Annotated in this window: 15 protein-coding genes; 13 read left to right on the top strand and 2 right to left on the bottom strand. The window is 69.7% G+C overall.

Features of this window, described 5'->3' with window-relative positions; translation table 11 throughout:
- Positions 1 to 97 precede the first annotated feature (97 nt).
- The 4 genes from ACFYXF_RS43140 to ACFYXF_RS43125 are packed head-to-tail and all read left to right on the top strand — an operon-like array spanning position 98 to position 3019.
- Positions 98 to 754: a hypothetical protein gene (locus ACFYXF_RS43140; protein WP_389358175.1), complete on the top strand. Its 657-nt coding sequence runs from the start codon at positions 98 to 100 to the stop codon at positions 752 to 754.
- Positions 739 to 1041, top strand: a complete 303-nt coding sequence (locus tag ACFYXF_RS43135) for a hypothetical protein (RefSeq protein WP_389358173.1) — start codon at positions 739 to 741, stop codon at positions 1039 to 1041. The genes ACFYXF_RS43140 and ACFYXF_RS43135 overlap by 16 nt, the downstream gene beginning before the upstream one ends.
- Positions 1038 to 2429 carry a hypothetical protein gene (locus ACFYXF_RS43130; protein ID WP_389358171.1) on the top strand — a complete coding sequence of 464 codons (1392 nt, stop codon included), beginning with the start codon at positions 1038 to 1040 and terminating at the stop codon, positions 2427 to 2429. The genes ACFYXF_RS43135 and ACFYXF_RS43130 overlap by 4 nt, the downstream gene beginning before the upstream one ends.
- 5 nt (positions 2430 to 2434) lie before the next feature.
- On the top strand, positions 2435 to 3019 hold the full coding sequence (locus tag ACFYXF_RS43125; RefSeq protein ID WP_389358169.1) for a hypothetical protein: 585 nt from the start codon (positions 2435 to 2437) through the stop codon (positions 3017 to 3019).
- Here ACFYXF_RS43125 and ACFYXF_RS43120 read toward each other — a convergent pair.
- Positions 3002 to 3538, bottom strand: coding sequence for a hypothetical protein (locus ACFYXF_RS43120; RefSeq protein WP_389358167.1), 537 nt, complete (start codon positions 3536 to 3538; stop codon positions 3002 to 3004). The genes ACFYXF_RS43125 and ACFYXF_RS43120 overlap by 18 nt on opposite strands.
- Positions 3539 to 3794: 256 nt before the next feature.
- Here ACFYXF_RS43120 and ACFYXF_RS43115 point away from each other — a divergent pair, with 256 nt between their 5' ends.
- The 8 genes from ACFYXF_RS43115 (at position 3795) to ACFYXF_RS43080 (ending at position 14212) form a co-directional block, all read left to right on the top strand.
- The gene (locus ACFYXF_RS43115; protein ID WP_389358165.1) at positions 3795 to 5177 is read left to right on the top strand and encodes a nitrate/nitrite transporter; all 1383 of its coding nucleotides are present in this window, start codon (positions 3795 to 3797) and stop codon (positions 5175 to 5177) included.
- A 123-nt stretch (positions 5178 to 5300) separates the two neighbouring features.
- Positions 5301 to 6470, top strand: coding sequence for a uroporphyrinogen-III synthase (locus ACFYXF_RS43110; RefSeq protein WP_389358163.1), 1170 nt, complete (start codon positions 5301 to 5303; stop codon positions 6468 to 6470).
- Positions 6471 to 7079: 609 nt separating this feature from the next.
- The gene (locus ACFYXF_RS43105; RefSeq protein WP_389358161.1) at positions 7080 to 7649 is read left to right on the top strand and encodes a CGNR zinc finger domain-containing protein; all 570 of its coding nucleotides are present in this window, start codon (positions 7080 to 7082) and stop codon (positions 7647 to 7649) included.
- Positions 7650 to 8019: 370 nt separating this feature from the next.
- The gene (locus ACFYXF_RS43100) at positions 8020 to 8541 is read left to right on the top strand and encodes a sigma-70 family RNA polymerase sigma factor (protein WP_044471680.1); all 522 of its coding nucleotides are present in this window, start codon (positions 8020 to 8022) and stop codon (positions 8539 to 8541) included.
- A 47-nt stretch (positions 8542 to 8588) separates the two neighbouring features.
- Positions 8589 to 9374, top strand: coding sequence for an anti-sigma factor family protein (locus ACFYXF_RS43095; RefSeq protein WP_389358159.1), 786 nt, complete (start codon positions 8589 to 8591; stop codon positions 9372 to 9374).
- A 148-nt stretch (positions 9375 to 9522) separates the two neighbouring features.
- Positions 9523 to 11835, top strand: coding sequence for a HelD family protein (locus ACFYXF_RS43090; protein ID WP_389358157.1), 2313 nt, complete (start codon positions 9523 to 9525; stop codon positions 11833 to 11835).
- Between the two features lie 320 nt (positions 11836 to 12155).
- Positions 12156 to 13571, top strand: a complete 1416-nt coding sequence (locus ACFYXF_RS43085) for an NAD-dependent malic enzyme (RefSeq protein ID WP_389358155.1) — start codon at positions 12156 to 12158, stop codon at positions 13569 to 13571.
- A 359-nt stretch (positions 13572 to 13930) separates the two neighbouring features.
- Positions 13931 to 14212, top strand: a complete 282-nt coding sequence (locus tag ACFYXF_RS43080) for an HU family DNA-binding protein (RefSeq protein WP_105974351.1) — start codon at positions 13931 to 13933, stop codon at positions 14210 to 14212.
- A gap of 114 nt (positions 14213 to 14326) precedes the next feature.
- Here ACFYXF_RS43080 and murA read toward each other — a convergent pair whose 3' ends face one another.
- On the bottom strand, positions 14327 to 15673 hold the full coding sequence (gene murA / locus ACFYXF_RS43075; protein ID WP_235478274.1) for a UDP-N-acetylglucosamine 1-carboxyvinyltransferase: 1347 nt from the start codon (positions 15671 to 15673) through the stop codon (positions 14327 to 14329).
- Positions 15674 to 15975: 302 nt separating this feature from the next.
- Here murA and ACFYXF_RS43070 point away from each other — a divergent pair, with 302 nt between their 5' ends.
- A complete protein-coding gene (locus tag ACFYXF_RS43070; RefSeq protein WP_389358152.1) occupies positions 15976 to 16551 on the top strand; it encodes a YqgE/AlgH family protein in 576 nt (191 codons plus the stop codon).
- The last annotated feature ends 20 nt before the right edge of the window (positions 16552 to 16571 follow it).

Raw genomic sequence — 16571 nt, 5'->3', positions numbered from 1 at the left:
AAAGGGCGGCCCATGATTCGCCCTGGTGTCTGCCCCTCGCGTCCCGCTAACGTGTCGCTGCCCCCGGCACCCCTTTTTGTCGAGCGAGAGAACGAAGTTGAGCAAGGCACCGACGTCGACAGAGCCGTCTCCCGGGCGCGCGCCGGTCTTCGGACTGGTCACGCCCGAGGACTGGTACCGCATCCCGCTCCAGCCCCGAGAACGCCTCGAAGCGTCCGTGAACGCCCTGATCAAGCGACAGTTCGCGGGCGTCGACGACCAGCCGATCCTGCGCCGCAGGACCGCGGAACAGCTCCTCGACACGGCCGAGGCGGGCGTCGAGCAAGGCGGCGTCGTGCTGTACCTGTCGTTCCTGGAGGTCGGCGGCATCCCGCTGTCCGCCTCCCTCCTCGTCTCCCACCTCCACCGGAGGTTCGACGGCCTGGACGCCGTCGCCGCGCTCGCCGGTTCGGGTGAGGTCGAGCTGACGAGGCTGCTCGTCGGCCGGGCGGCCCGGCTGGTCCGGCGCGAGCGGTCGAAGCAGACGCGGAAGCTGGGCTCCGAGTTCGAGGACACCATCGTCGAGTACTTCGTCCCGGTCCCGGACCGCGACGAGGTGCTGATGCTGACGTTCAGCACTCCGCTGGAGCCCGTCGCGGACGCCATGGTGGGGCTGTTCGACGCGGTGGCCGGGACTCTGCGCTGGCAGAGAACCAGCGATGCGGAACACGCGGTACTCAACGGGGAGGAAGCAGAGGGATGGGCGAGCGACTGAGGGTCGACACGGCCGACCTGGAGAAGGCCGGCTCCGGTCTGCGGACGGTGGCGACCGAGCTGGAAGGGCTCGACAAGCTCATGGACGCGTACGACCGCCGTACCGTCGGGCACCAGCAGCTCCACGAGCGGCTGCAGGACTTCTCGGACGGCTGGGACGACAACCGCAAGAAGATGATCGAGGAGATCCAGGGCCTCGGGAACGTCGCCCACGAGTCCGCCAAGGCGTACAAGGAACTCGACACCGCCCTGTACGACGCCCTGACGGGCAAGGGGAAGAAGAAGTGAGCCGCCCGGCGGACAACCGGTGGGAGGTGCTCGGGGAGAGCGGTGACCCGGTGCCCGGTGACGTCCACGACCTCCAGGCCCTCGCACGCCGGTTCGAGGCCACCGCCAAGACCATCACCGAGACCACCGAGGCGCTGCGCCGGCTCGGGAACCTGGAGAGCTGGGACTCCGAGGCCGGAAAGGCCTTCGCGGAGAAGGCGGGCGACACGGCGAAGACGGTCGGCAAGGCACACGACCGCTACGCCGACGCGGCGTCCGCCCTGAAGACGTACTACACCGACCTGGAGACCATCCAGGAGGACGCCGACAAGCTCCTGCGTGACGCGGAGACGAAGAGCGGCGACCTGACCACGGCCAGGTCCGGCGCCGACAGCCCGCCCAAGGGCACCACGGACGGCGACCAGAAGAAGCTGGACAAGAAGGTGACCGACCTCCAGGACGGCCTGGCCGACCTGCGCGGACAGCTGGCCGCGGTGAAGACCCGCCACAAGGAGGCCGGCGACAAGGCGGCCAAGGCGATCCACGACACGACGGAGGGCGACGGTCTCAACGACGGGTGGCTGGATGATCTGCGGGACTCACTGAAGATCATCAGTGAGATCTCCGGGGCGATTGCGGCTGTCTGCGGAATCGCGGCGCTGGCGGTCGGCTGGATCCCGATCATCGGCCAAGCCCTCGCAGGGGTGCTGGGCACGATCGCTTTGGTGATGACGGTCGTCTCACTCGTCTGTCACGTCCTGCTCGCCATCAACGGCGACGGGTCGTGGGGCGATGTGGCGATCGACGCCCTCGGACTCGCGACGTTCGGCATCGGACGCGTCTTCACCACGGGCTCGAAACTCGCGGCCACCGTCGGGCGCAGCCGGGTCTGGAATGCCGCGAATCAGTACGTCCGCGCGTGGAACCCGGGAATGAACTCGCGCGCGGCGCGTGCGCTCGTCGAGTCGATGGTCGGGCCGCGCGCCGGAGCCGTCGACAACGTGGTGCTGCCCGACGTGTCGCTGGCAGCCGCCTTCAAGGGCTTGCCGAGGTCCTTCGCGGACGACCTGAGCACGATCGGCAGCAACTGGCGGGGACTGTTCAGGGGAAGCGACAACGCAGCCGCGTTCCGCAACGCCTATGACACGGCGGGAGTGCGCGGCGTGGCCAGCCTGTACGGGGGACCGGGCCTGGTCGACGAACTCGGACGCATGAAGAACATCGACGCGGCGGATCTCGCCATCATCGGTACGCCCGACGCCTTCAAGCAGGCCATCGCGTACAACTCGGTGTCGCTCGGTGGTACGGCGACGGGGGCGACATCCGATGCCATGAGCTTCGCCGGGCTGTTCGGCGGCGACCCGGAGATCGACGTCACCGGGTCCGACGCCTCGCTGGCCGGGAGGTGACGTCCATGCTCACGAACGACTGGCGGCAGTGCCGGGTCGTGCTGCCCGCCCCGCGGAACTGGCTGGTACTGGACCTGCGTACGGAGGACCCCGAGGCCTGGGCCCGTGAGGTCGCGGCAGAGCACCTGGCCGAGGACTCGCCCGTCGAGTTGCGCGACGCGTTCGCCACGGACGTCCTCTGGTACTGGGCGGTGGCGGTCCGGCAGCGGGCGCTGTGCGCGGCGGTGCTGGCTCCACCGGAGAGCGCGGTCATCGCCTCGTACACGGTCCGGGAGCTGAGAATCCCGCCGGAGTCCCTCTCCGTCGCCGCCTTCCGCGCAGAGGCGGCCCGCGCGGAGGGTCCGTACTTCGGCGAGCAGGGCCTCACAGAGGTCGAACTGCCGCTGGGACCGGCCCTCAGGGTCCACCGGCTGGAGCCGACGGCGCCGGACGCCGACAGCGGCACGATCGTGGAGGGCGTGGCCCACTACGTACTGCCGCATGCGCACCCCACGGCGCTGGAGTGCCGGTTGCTGTGGTCGACCCTGGGGTTCGGCGAGGAACTGGAGAAGATCGCCGACGAGCTGGCGGACTCAGTCCTTCTGGAGTGAGACCGAGGGACGGCGTTTGATCACACCGCCCAGGCCGATCTTCTCCCAGGGGAACAGCATCAGCGGAAACCAGCTGAAGCCGATGACGCAGACCGCGACGAAGGTGGTGATCTGCTGGGGCAGGAGCCACCCCAGTTGGGACACGACGATGGCCAGGACGAACACGTAGACGTCGAAGAGGATCAGCCAGAGAACCTTCTTCGCAGCCGAACCCGCCCCCATCCGGGGATCGTCCCCGGTGCCCCACACCATGGCGATCAGAATCAACGGCAGGAACAGCCCTGGAGCCCCGCCGATAGCGATTCCGCCGATGATCAGGGCACCCTGCCCGTCTTCATGAATCAGGGACGACAGAGGCGCGGAGTCCCCCAGCCTCAGCATCAGGTACACGCAAGCGAACGCCCCGCCCATCGTCGTCGCGAAGACAAGAACGAACGCCACAGCGAAGCGCACGTTCCCAGCGAAGGTGCGCTTCGCCGGCTCGGCCTTGGGCCTGCCGGACCTGGACTCCGCGGACATGGACTCTCCCGTTCCCTGTGTGGGGTCCGCTAGAGAATAGCGGGGCACGGGGACCCCCAGGAGTGGCCCGTCGTGCTCTGGCCGTGACCTCCGTCTGCGTAACCTCTCATCCCACCTCCTCGCGGGGTGAGAGCAAAGTTCCCTTCCGGTCACCCACAGCCACAGTGCGGAAACGCGCCCTGCCTACCTTCGGGACTCATCACCGCTCAGCACCCCAAAGAGAACCACCCGAGCCCCGGACCACCGTGGAGGCGTCATGACAGCCCCTAGTTCAGCCCCCGCACCCGGCAGGGGAGGCCGCTGGATCGAGCACTGGGATCCCGAGGACGAGGCCTTCTGGAACGCGACCGGCGAGAAGGTCGCCCGCCGCAACCTGTTCTTCTCCGTGCTCTCCGAGCACATCGGCTTCTCCATCTGGACGCTGTGGTCCGTGATGGTGCTGTTCATGGGACCGGAGTACGGACTCACCCCGGCCGACAAGTTCTTCATCGTGTCGATGGCCACGGCCGTCGGCGCCGTCGTCCGCGTCCCCTACACCTTCGCCGTCGCCCTCTTCGGTGGCCGGAACTGGACCATCGTCTCCGCGTCGCTCCTGCTCATCCCCACCATCGCGGCGTTCATCGTGATGGAGCCGGGCACGTCCTTCGGCACGTTCCTCGTCTGTGCCATGCTCGCCGGCATCGGCGGTGGCAACTTCGCCTCCAGCATGACCAACATCAACGCCTTCTTCCCGCTCCGCAAGAAGGGCTGGGCGCTCGGCCTCAACGCGGGCGGCGGCAACATCGGTGTCCCGGTCGTGCAGCTCATCGGCCTCGCGGTCATCGGCGCGAGCGGCGGACCGCGCGTACTCCTCGGGATCTACATCCCGTTCATCGTCATCGCCGCCGTGCTCGCCGCCCTCTACATGGACAACATCACGTCCCTGAAGAACGACACCGGCGCCGCCAAGGACGCCGTCAAGGACGCCCACACCTGGATCATGTCCTTCCTCTACATCGGGACGTTCGGGTCGTTCATCGGCTACAGCTTCGCCTTCGGCCTGGTCCTCCAGACCCAGTTCGGCCGTACGCCGCTCCAGTCCGCGTACGTCACCTTCATCGGCCCGCTGCTGGGCTCCCTGATCCGGCCCGTGGGCGGCGCGCTCGCCGACCGCTTCGGCGGGGCGAAGATCACGCTGTGGAACTACGTCGGCATGGCCGGCGCCACCGGTGTCATCGTCTTCGCGTCCATGGAGAAGTCGCTGCCCCTGTTCACCACGGCCTTCATCGCCCTGTTCGTCCTCAGCGGGCTCGGCAACGGCTCGACGTTCAAGATGATCCCGGGCATCTTCCACGCCAAGGCCCTGGCCAAGGGGCTGGACGGTGAAGAGGCCGCGGCGTACGGCCGTCGCCTGTCCGGTGCCTCCATGGGGCTCATCGGTGCGGTGGGCGCGCTCGGCGGTCTCGGCATCAACCTCGCCTTCCGCCAGTCCTTCCTGAGCGTCGGCTCCGGCACCGGTGCCTTCGTCGCCTTCCTCGCCTTCTACGGTGTGTGCTTCCTGGTCACCTGGGCTGTATACCTTCGGCGTCCGGTAGGCGCACAGGCCACAGAAACCACAGCCTCCGAGGCGAAGCCGCAGCTCAGCTACGCCGAGGTGTGACACTGGCCCAAAGCGGCTTAAGTAACACCAGCGACATGAATCCGAACCGAGCCTGTCACGCGCCGTTGACAGGCTCGTTCGGCACGCCAGTGCCGGATGTGACCCGACTGCGGGACGAGAGCCATGTACGACGAAGAGCAGCGACCAGAACGACCGGCCCAACCCGACCACGGCCCCCTCGCGGGGTTCACCGTGGGTGTCACGGCCGCGCGTCGGGCCGATGAACTCGGGACACTCCTCCAGCGGCGCGGAGCGGCCGTCGTGCACGCGCCCGCTCTGCGGATCGTGCAGCTCGCCGACGACAGTGAACTCCTCGCGGCCACCAAGCAGCTCATCGCCCAGGCGCCGGACATCGTCGTCGCCACCACCGCCATCGGCTTCCGGGGCTGGATCGAGGCCGCCGACGGCTGGGGGCTCGGCGACGACCTGCTCGCCTGTCTCGGCGGGGTGGAACTGCTCGCGCGCGGCCCCAAGGTCAAGGGCTCGGTGCGGGCCGCCGGGCTTACGGAGGACTGGTCGCCGTCCTCCGAGTCCATGGCCGAGGTGCTCGACCGGCTCCTGGAGGAGGGGGTCGAGGGGCGCCGTATCGCCATCCAGCTGCACGGCGAGCCGCTGCCCGGCTTCGTGGAGTCGTTGCGGGCGGCCGGCGCGGAGGTCGTCGGCGTACCCGTGTACCGGTGGATGCCGCCGGAGGACATCGGCCCCGTCGACCGGCTGCTCGACGCCACGGTCTCGCGGGGCCTGGACGCGCTGACCTTCACGAGCGCCCCCGCGGCGGCGTCGCTCCTCTCCAGGGCGGAGCACCGGGGCATGCTTCCGGAACTCCTGGCCGCCCTCCACCACGATGTGCTGCCCGCGTGCGTGGGCCCGGTCACGGCACTGCCGCTCCAGGCCCAAGGCGTGGACACGGTGTCTCCGGAACGCTTCCGCCTGGGCCCGTTGGTCCAGCTCCTGTGCCAGGAACTCCCGGCCCGTGCACGGGCGTTGCCCATCGCGGGCCACCGGGTGGAGATCCGGGGCCACGCGGTCCTGGTGGACGGCGCGCTACGCCCGGTCCCCCCGGCCGGCATGTCCCTCCTGCGGGCCCTGTCCCGCCGCCCGGGGTGGGTGGTGGCCCGGGCGGAACTGCTCCGCGCGTTGCCGGGAGCGGGCCGTGACGAACACGCGGTGGAAACAGCGATGGCCCGCCTGCGCACGGCCCTGGGCGCCCCCAAACTCATCCAAACGGTAGTAAAACGCGGCTACCGCCTGGCCCTGGACCCGGCAGCGGACGCGAAGTACTCCGACGGGTAGCTCCGCGGGATGGGCGGTTTCTTCGTCCGCGGGCCCGGTGGGGGCTGAGTGCGCAGTTCCCCGCGCCCCTATCGGGGGGTGACGCGTGGGTTTTTCGTCTGCGAGCCGGTGGGGGCCAGTCGCGCAGTTCCTCGCGCCCCTATCGGGGGTGACGTGTGGTTTCTTCGTCCGCGCGCCGGTGGGGGCTTGTCGCGCAGTTCCTCGCGCCCCTATCGGGGGGGCGATGCGTGGTTTCTTCGTCTGCGGCTCGGTGGGGCCGCCCGCGCAGTTCCCCGCGCCCCTGACGGGGCACGACCACCGGCGCCCCGGGCGCAACGCGCCCGAAAGGGGCGCGGGGAACTGCGCGACCAGCCCCCACCGGGCCGCGGACAAAGAACCGCCCCTCCCGCGGAGCGACCCCCACCGGGCCGCAGACGAAGAAACCGCCCGTCCCGCGGAGCGACCCCCGGGCCCGCAGGCGAAGGAACCGCCCATCCCGCGGAGCAACCCGCCGAGCAACCCGCCGAGCGTTTCGCCGAGCCGAGGGGTTCCGGCTGTGGCAGCGGGCAGGCACTGTAGAGGCAACGGTTCCCCCTGCCCCCGTCACTGGCATCCGCATCGGAGACGACCGTGGCCACAGCCTCGTACGAGCTGCGTTTCGACGCCGGGCGGATCTGCCTGGACCTGCTCGCGACCACCCACCCCGATGAGCGGATCGGCGCCGTCGAGCCGCTCCGCGCCTGGATCGCCGGGTCGGGGCTCGTGCCGCCGGGCACCCCGCTCCACCACGCCGACGACTCCTGGGTGGCCCACTTCCGTGAACTCCGGGACCTCGTCGGCCGGTTGGTGCGGAGCCCCGCAGTCGTCGACCCGCCTCTTCTCGACCGCCTCAACGACCTCGCCCGCCCCGCGCCCCCGGCACCCCGCGCGGTCTGCGCCGAAGACGGCACCCTCGTACGGGAGTTGCACGGGCCGCCCGACTGCGCGGCCCTGCTCGGCGTCGTCGCCCGGGACGCCGTGGAGCTGCTCACCGACCCCGTGGCACGCGCCTGTCTGCGCCAGTGCGAGGGCGACAACTGCCCGATCGTCTACCTCGACACCTCCCGGGGCAGACGGCGCAGATGGTGTTCCAGTGAAATCTGCGGCAACCGGGAGCGGGTCGCGAGGCACCGCCGACGGGCCGCACTCGCACGCGCGTAGACCCTTCGTGAGTCAGGTGCGATCCGTTCACAGTTCGCTCATAGCGGGCCTCTCGGGCGGAATCGGGCCCACCAACTCCCGCGGGTTGCAGTGATGTTGGTTACACGTGAGTTTCCAGTCGGCGCGCCGCGGGCACTGCCGCGATCTTGCCAATGTGGCGAAAATGTAAAGCACTTGCGGCAGGAATGTGCTCCCTTGTCCCTCACGTCTCGTCCAGATAAAGAAAGTTGTGTTCGCGCGTTGAACATCCCGCACCCGCCTTCCGTACCTCGGGGGGAGCGACCGACTGGGGGAACCCGGGACAGCGGAGGTGGGCGTGCGCAAGGATTCCGTCGTGGCCAATGAACGAGCACCGAGGGCCCGACATCGCATGTCCCAGCCCTCGGAACCCGACGAGGACTTGATGCGTGCGCTGTACCGAGAGCACGCAGGGCCCCTCCTGGCATATGTCCTCAGGCTGGTCGCCGGAGACCGGCAGCGAGCCGAGGACGTCGTGCAGGAGACCCTCATCCGTGCCTGGAAGAACGCCGGTCAGCTCAATCGAGCAACCGGTTCGGTACGCCCCTGGCTGGTGACGGTCGCCCGGCGCATCGTCATCGACGGCCACCGCAGCCGGCAGGCCCGGCCGCAGGAGGTGGACCCGTCGCCGCTGGAGGTCATCCCCGCGGAGGACGAGATCGACAAGGCGTTGTGGCTGATGACGTTGTCGGACGCGCTGGACGACCTGACCCCGGCCCACCGGGAGGTCCTGGTCGAGACTTACTTCAAGGGGCGTACCGTAAACGAAGCCGCCGAAACGCTGGGCATACCCAGCGGAACGGTGCGCTCACGGGTGTTCTATGCCCTGCGTTCGATGAAGCTCGCACTGGAGGAGCGGGGGGTGACGGCATGAGCATTTACGGGGGGTTCGGAGCGGGTAGTCCTGGTTCCATGCGAGGAATGCAGGGTTCCCAGGGACCGAACGAACACGAAACCGTAGGCGCCTACGCCCTCGGCATCCTCGACGACGCGGAGGCCACGGCCTTCGAGGCGCACCTCGCCGGTTGCGAGTGGTGCGCCCAGCAGCTCGACGAGCTGGCCGGGATGGAACCGATGCTGGCCGCCCTCGCGGACCTGCCCGGTGCCCAGGGATCCCCGGCCATCGGCGAGTCGCTGTCCGCCCGCCCAAGTCCGCAACTGTCGACCAGACTGGTCGACGAGGTCGCGGAACGGCGTGCGCGCAAGCGTCGGCGCAGCTTCTACATGGTGGCCGCCGCGGCAGCCCTCATCATCGGCGGCCCGGCCACGGTGTTCGCGACGACCAGCGGCAACACCGACAACACGGCCGCGCCCGCGCCGTCGTCGTCGGTCGCGAAGGCCACCGGCTCCGCCCAGGAAGCCTTCGCACTCATGACCGACCGGGTCTCGGCCACCGATCCCACCTCCAAGGTCACCGCGACCGTGGCGATGGACTCGAAGGCCTGGGGCGTCGGCGCGGTCCTGGAGCTGGCCGGCGTCAAGGGCCCGCTGAAGTGCTCGCTCATCGTCGTCGGCAAGGACGGCTCGCGCGAGACGATGTCCAACTGGTCCGTCCCGAAGTGGGGTTACGGCATCAAGGACTCGACGAACGCGGACGCCCGCAACCCGCTGTACATCCACGGCGGAACGGCCTTCACCGCCGACGAGATCGACCACTTCGAGGTCGTCACCTCCACCGGCAAGCAGCTCGTCGAGGTCGACGCCTGACCTCTTCAGCACTCCTGTCCACCGCTCCGTGACCGCCCCAGGACGCCTTGTACGAAGACTCGTACGGTGTCCTGGGGCGGTTGCGTAGCCTCACGGCCTCCCTTTCGCGTACGGTTGACGGCTGCCCAGCACGTCAGAAGGGGGCCCGGTGGCCGCACAGGCTCAGCAGGAAACGGCGCTCGTACCGGTCGAGGACTCCTCAGTACAGGACTCCGTCCGCGACCGCGAGATCAGCGTCGAGCAAGAACACCTGGACCGGGTGTACCGGCGTCTTGAGGAGAAGATCGACGAGGCCGAGTTCCTCATGCACGACGCGGCCAAACGAGGCCAGGTCGGCACCCCCGGCGCGCTCGCCGAACGGGACGCCCAGGTGTTCCGCGCCGGCATCCACCTCAACAGGCTGAACAACGAGTTCGAGGACTTCCTCTTCGGCCGTATCGACCTGTTGCGGGGCATGGACGGCAAGAAGGGCCCGGACGGCGCGTACACGGCCGTGGAGCCCGCGGAAGGGGCCGTACGCCCCGACAGCACGGCCGACATCGCCGAGACCCTCCACATCGGCCGTATCGGCGTCCTCGACGAGGAGTACGCGCCCCTCGTCATCGACTGGCGCGCCCCGGCCGCCGCGCCCTTCTACCGCTCGACCCCGGTCGACCCGGGCCGGGTGGTCCGCCGGCGCGTCATCCGTTCCAAGGGCCGGCGGGTCCTCGGCGTCGAGGACGACCTGATGCGCCCCGAGCTGACGGCCTCCCTGGACGGCCACGAGCTCGCGGTGATCGGCGACGGCGCCCTGATGGCGGCCCTCGGCCAGGCCCGCAGCCACACCATGCGGGACATCGTGTCGTCCATCCAGGCCGAACAGGACCTGGTGATCCGCGCCCCCGCCGCCTCGGTGACGTACGTCGAGGGCGGCCCGGGTACGGGAAAGACGGCCGTCGCGCTGCACCGCGCCGCCTACCTCCTCTACCAGGACCGCCGCCGGTACGCGGGCGGCATCCTGATCGTCTCGCCCACGCCCCTGCTCGTGGCGTACACGGAGGGCGTCCTGCCCTCCCTCGGCGAGGAGGGCCAGGTCGCCATCCGGGCCATCGGCTCCCTCGTCGACGGCGCCGAGGCGACTCTGTACGACTCCCCGGCCGTGGCCCGTGCCAAGGGCTCGTACCGCATGCTCAAGGTGCTGCGGAAGGCCGCGCGGGGCGCCCTCGAACACAATGACCAGTCGGCCAGGCTGCGGGTCGTCGCCTTCGGCCGCCGGATCGAACTGGAGGCCCCCGAGCTGGCCCGCATCCGCGAGTCGGCGCTCAGCGGCACGGCCCCCGTCAACCTGCTGCGTCCCCGCGCCCGCAAGCTCCTCCTGGACGCCCTGTGGGCCCGCTCGGGCGCCCAGGGCCGGCACACCGACCCGGAGCTGGCCGCGGAACTCCGCTCCTCCTTCGACGAGGACATCACGACCGAGGACGACTTCATCGCGTTCCTCGACGCCTGGTGGCCGGAACTGACCCCTGCCTCCGTCCTCGCGGCCATGTCCGACGAACGCCGCCTCGGCCGCTGGGCGCGCCGCATCCTGAACCCGGGCGAGGTCCGCCGGGTCGCCCGCGCCCTCAAGCGGGACGGCCTCTCGGTCCACGACGTGGCCATGCTGGACGAGCTGAACGCGATCCTCGGCACCCCGGCCCGCCCCCGCAAGAAGCGCGACCAGGACCCCCTGGACCACCTCACCGGCCTCGAAGAACTGATGCCGGTACGGGAGGAGTCGCAGCGCGAACGCGCCGAGCGCCTCGCCCAGGAGCGCACCGAGTACGCCCACGTCATCGTCGACGAGGCCCAGGACCTCACCCCGATGCAGTGGCGCATGGTCGGCCGCCGCGGCCGGCACGCCACCTGGACGGTCGTCGGCGACCCGGCCCAGTCCTCCTGGTCCGACCCCGACGAGGCGGGCGAGGCGAGGGACGAGGCCCTCGGCACCCGCCCCCGCCGCCGCTTCACCCTCACCGTCAACTACCGCAACCCGGCCGAGATCGCCGACCTGGCCGCGAAGGTCCTGGCCCTCGCGATGCCCGGCTCGGAGTCCCCGAGGGCGGTCCGCTCGACGGGCGTGGAGCCACGCTTCACGGCTGTACGGGGTTCGCTGGCCAAGTCGGTCCGCGAGGAGGCCGCGCGTCTCCTGGACCTCGTGGACGGCACGGTCGGCGTCGTCGTGGCCATGAACCGCCGCGAGGAGGCGGCCCGCTGGCTGGCGGGCCTGGGCGACCGCGTGGTGGCCCTGGGCAGCCTGGAGGCCAAGGGACTGGAGTACGACGCCACTGTGGTCGTCTCCCCGGCGGAGATCGCCGACGAGAGCCCGGCCGGCCTGCGCGTGCTGTACGTCGCCCTGACCCGGGCAACACAGCAGCTCACGGTCGTGTCGGCGGACCGCGACGAGCCCGACGCACGAGGGGTGCCCGACCTTCTCCGTGACTGATGCCAAGAGTGTGGCCGATGGGAATTGCCTTACGGGGATCGTTTGTTACCGTTGACGTGGCACCGGCTCGATCCAAGCCCCCGGGCCCAACCTTCGTCGCTACGAGCGACCACTTGCCGCGAGGCGAGCATGGCGGGTCGGTGCCACTTGAACGCGTAAGGCACAAGAGGTCCACGTCACCTGGTGACGTGGACCTCTTTTCGTTCAAGAACGTATTGAGAACAAAACGTTCGCAATCGAGGCCCCGCTACCAGCTACTCAACGGTAGGTGCGACGATCGGACAGCAAACCAAGCATCAGGGTGAAGAAGGAAGTCGGCCATGGCAACGGCGCCCAGCGTCTCCTACTCGATCACGGTCCGGTTGGAGGTGCCCGCGAGCGGAACCGCGGTCTCCCAGATCACCACCGCCGTGGAGTCCTCCGGAGGCTCGGTGACCGGCCTCGACGTCACCGCCTCCGGCCACGAACTGCTCCGGATCGACGTCACCATCGCGGCCACCTCGACCGCGCACGCCGACGAGATCGTGCAGAAGCTCCGCGGCATCGAGGGCGTCACCCTCGGCAAGGTCTCGGACCGTACGTTCCTCATGCACCTCGGCGGCAAGATCGAGATGCAGTCCAAGCACCCCATCCGCAACCGTGACGACCTCTCGATGATCTACACCCCGGGCGTCGCCCGCGTGTGCATGGCGATCGCCGAGAACCCCGAGGACGCCCGCCGCCTCACCATCAAGCGCAACACCGTCGCGGTCGTCACCGACGGCTCCGCGGTCCTCGGCCTCGGCAACATCGGCCCGATGGCCGCCATGCCGGTCATGGAGGGCAAGGCGGCCCTCTTCAAGCGCTTCGCCGACATCGACGCCTGGCCGATCTGCCTGGACACCCAGGACACCGACGAGATCGTCACCATCGTCAAGGCCATCGCCCCGGGCTTCGCCGGCATCAACCTGGAAGACATCTCGGCCCCGCGCTGCTTCGAGATCGAGGCCCGCCTCCGCGAGGCCCTCGACATCCCCGTCTTCCACGACGACCAGCACGGCACCGCGATCGTCGTCCTCGCCGCCCTCACCAACGCCCTGCGCGTCACGGGCAAGGCGATCGGCGACATCCGGGTCGTCATGTCCGGCGCCGGCGCGGCCGGTACGGCCATCCTCAAGCTGCTCATCGCCGCGGGCGTCAAGACCGCCGTCGTCGCCGACATCCAGGGTGTCGTCCACGCGGACCGCGCGGACCTGGTGAACGCCGCCCCGGACTCCCCGCTGCGCTGGATCGCCGACAACACCAACCTGGAAGGCCTCACCGGCACCCTCAAGGAGGCCGTGCGCGGCGCCGACGTCTTCATCGGCGTCTCCGCCCCGAACGTCATCGACGGCGACGACGTGGCCGCGATGGCGGACGACGCGATCGTGTTCGCGCTCGCGAATCCCGACCCCGAGGTCGACCCCGCGATCGCCCGCCAGACGGCGGCCGTCGTGGCCACCGGCCGCTCGGACTTCCCGAACCAGATCAACAACGTGCTGGTCTTCCCGGGTGTCTTCCGCGGTCTCCTGGACGCGCAGTCCCGCACGGTCAACACCGAGATGATGCTCGCGGCGGCCACCGCACTCGCGAACGTCGTCACCGAGGACGAGCTGAACCCGAACTACATCGTGCCGAGCGTCTTCAACGACAAGGTCGCGGGCGCGGTCGCGGGTGCGGTGCGCGAGGCGGCGAAGGCCGCGGCGGCCGCCGAGTAGGCGTCCACACGGGCAGACGGGCACAATATGTGACGGTTGCCACGGGCCCCCGTACCGGCGCGTCGGGGGCACCCCGCCCCCGGGCGGCTCTAGGGTGGCGGCCAGACTCACCCCGCTCGGCCCCGGCCGGTGACGCTTTCCAGGTGACTCCCAAGGGTGTTCGTGTGACTCCCAGGGGTGCCGGATTGGCTTTCCCGCCGCAGGTGGGGGCAGGATGCGTCTTCGGGCGCGAGGGTCCGACGACGGACCCGGGTCCGGGGACCCACCGAGGACCCTGGCAACATCGGCTTCGCTGTGCCCACCGTGCGGCTCCGCCGCGGGGCACGCCTCAACAGCAAGAAGAACACGGGAGTAACGACATGAACCGCAGTGAGCTGGTGGCCGCGCTGGCCGACCGCGCCGAAGTGACTCGCAAGGACGCCGACGCCGTGCTGGCCGCGTTCGCCGAGACCGTCGGTGAGATCGTCGCCAAGGGCGACGAGAAGGTCACCATCCCCGGCTTCCTGACCTTCGAGCGCACGCACCGTGCCGCTCGCACCGCGCGCAACCCGCAGACCGGCGACCCGATCAACATCCCCGCCGGCTACAGCGTCAAGGTCTCCGCGGGCAGCAAGCTGAAGGAAGCGGCCAAGGGCAAGTAACTTGCCCTAGGACTTGTAACACGCCAATGGGGCGGCCCCCGGAGTTCGGGTGCCGCCCCACTGGCGTTGCTGTCACTGATGGCCTCAAACGCCGGCCGGGCTGAAAGAAAATACCTACCCGAGCGCCTTGCCCGGCAGCTCCACCTTGGCGCCCAACTCCACGAGCTTCTCCATGAAGTTCTCGTAGCCGCGGTTGATCAGGTCGATGCCGTGGACCCTGGAGGTGCCCTGGGCGGCCAGGGCCGCGATGAGGTACGAGAAGCCGCCCCGGAGGTCCGGGATGACCAGGTCGGCGCCCTGGAGGCGCGTGGGGCCCGACACGACCGCCGAGTGGAGGAAGTTGCGCTGCCCGAAGCGGCAGTGCGAGCCGCCGAGGCACTCGCGGTAGAGCTGGATGTGCGCGCCCATCTGGTTCAGCGCCGAGGTGAAGCCGAGCCGGGACTCGTACACCGTCTCGTGGACGATGGACAGGCCCGTCGCCTGCGTCAGGGCGACGACCAGCGGCTGCTGCCAGTCCGTCTGGAAGCCCGGGTGCACGTCCGTTTCGAGGGCGATGGACTTCAACTGGCCGCCCGGGTGCCAGAAGCGGATGCCCTCGTCGTCGATCTCGAAGGCGCCGCCGACCTTCCGGTAGGTGTTCAGGAACGTCATCATCGAGCGCTGCTGGGCGCCACGGACGTAGATGTTCCCCTCGGTCGCCAGCGCCGCCGACGCCCACGACGCGGCCTCCAGACGGTCCGGGAGGGCCGCGTGGTTGTAGCCGTCGAGCTTGTCGACACCGGTGACACGGATGGTCCGGTCGGTGTCCATGGCGATGATCGCGCCCATCTTCTGCAGTACGCAGATGAGGTCCTCGATCTCCGGCTCCACGGCCGCGTTGGACAGCTCCGTGACGCCCTCCGCCAGCACCGCAGTCAGCAGCACCTGCTCGGTAGCGCCCACGGACGGATACGGCAGTGCGATCTTCGTACCGCGCAGCCGCTGAGGGGCCTCCAGGTACTGCCCGTCCGCGCGCTTCTCGATCGTCGCGCCGAACTTCCGCAGCACCTCGAAGTGGAAGTCGATCGGCCGGCCGCCGATGTCACAGCCGCCGAGACCCGGGATGAACGCGTGTCCGAGCCGGTGCAGAAGGGGGCCGCAGAAGAGGATCGGGATACGGCTCGAACCCGCGTGCGCGTCGATGTCGGCGACGTTGGCGCTCTCCACGTGCGACGGGTCCATGATCAGCTCGCCGGGCTCCTCGCCCGGACGGACCGTCACCCCGTGCAGCTGGAGCAGCCCGCGCACGACACGGACGTCACGGATGTCGGGGACATTGCGCAGTCGACTTGGCGCACTGCCCAGCAGGGCGGCCACCATGGCCTTCGGTACGAGGTTCTTCGCACCGCGGACACGGATCTCGCCCTCCAGCGGGGTGCCGCCGTGGACAAGCAGTACGTCGTCTGTGCCGTTGACCGTCATGTATCTCGCGTTCCGATGAGTTGGGCGGGGGTGTTGGGCGGGCCCGTCGTGCAGGACGCGGTCGTGCAGGCACGCACAGGAGCCGAAGAGACAGGGTAATCGCCGTACACCCCCCTTCTGTAAGCCCAAGCGCCGCCCAGCCGTGTCATAGCTTTGCCACAACACGAACCGTTCGCCGCCGGGCACATGCGGTCACCGGCGCAGGCATGCGCCCGCTCCGCCCCGATGCGCCCTGAGCTGCGTTCACGCGGGTACCCCGATTGGCTCCCCGCACCGGGGGAAGATGCGGGATCATGTCTGGCATGACCGAGGTGTCCTCGCTCACAGGGCGGCTGCTCGTGGCCACGCCCGCCCTGGCGGACCCGAACTTCGACCGCGCGGTGGTGCTCCTTCTCGACCACGACGAGAAGGGCTCCCTCGGCGTCGTCCTCAACCGCCCGACCCCGGTGGACGTGGGCGACATCCTGGAGGGCTGGGCGGACCTCGCCGGCACCCCCGGGGTCGTCTTCCAGGGCGGCCCGGTCTCCCTCGACTCCGCGCTCGGCATCGCGGTCATCCCCGGCGGCGGGATGTCCGGGGAGCGCACCCCCCTCGGCTGGCGGCGCGTGCACGGCGCGATCGGCCTCGTCGACCTGGAGGCCCCGCCCGAACTGCTGGCCAAGGCGCTCGGCTCGCTCCGCATCTTCGCCGGGTACTCGGGCTGGGGGCCGGGCCAGCTGCAGGACGAGCTGACGGACGGGGCCTGGTACGTCGTCGAGTCGGAGCCGGGGGACGTCTCCTCGCCGTCCCCGGAACGCCTGTGGCGAGAGGTGCTCAGACGCCAGCGCAGCGAACTGGCGATGGTCGCCACATACCCGGACGACCCTTCGCTCAACTGACGGCTGTGACCTTCAGTACC

The sequence above is a fragment of the Streptomyces sp. NPDC002680 genome, from assembly GCF_042889145.1.
Lineage (GTDB): Bacteria > Actinomycetota > Actinomycetes > Streptomycetales > Streptomycetaceae > Streptomyces > Streptomyces adonidis.
The sequence above is the reverse complement of the archived record's forward strand: the minus strand, read 5'-3'. Positions and strand labels throughout refer to the sequence as shown.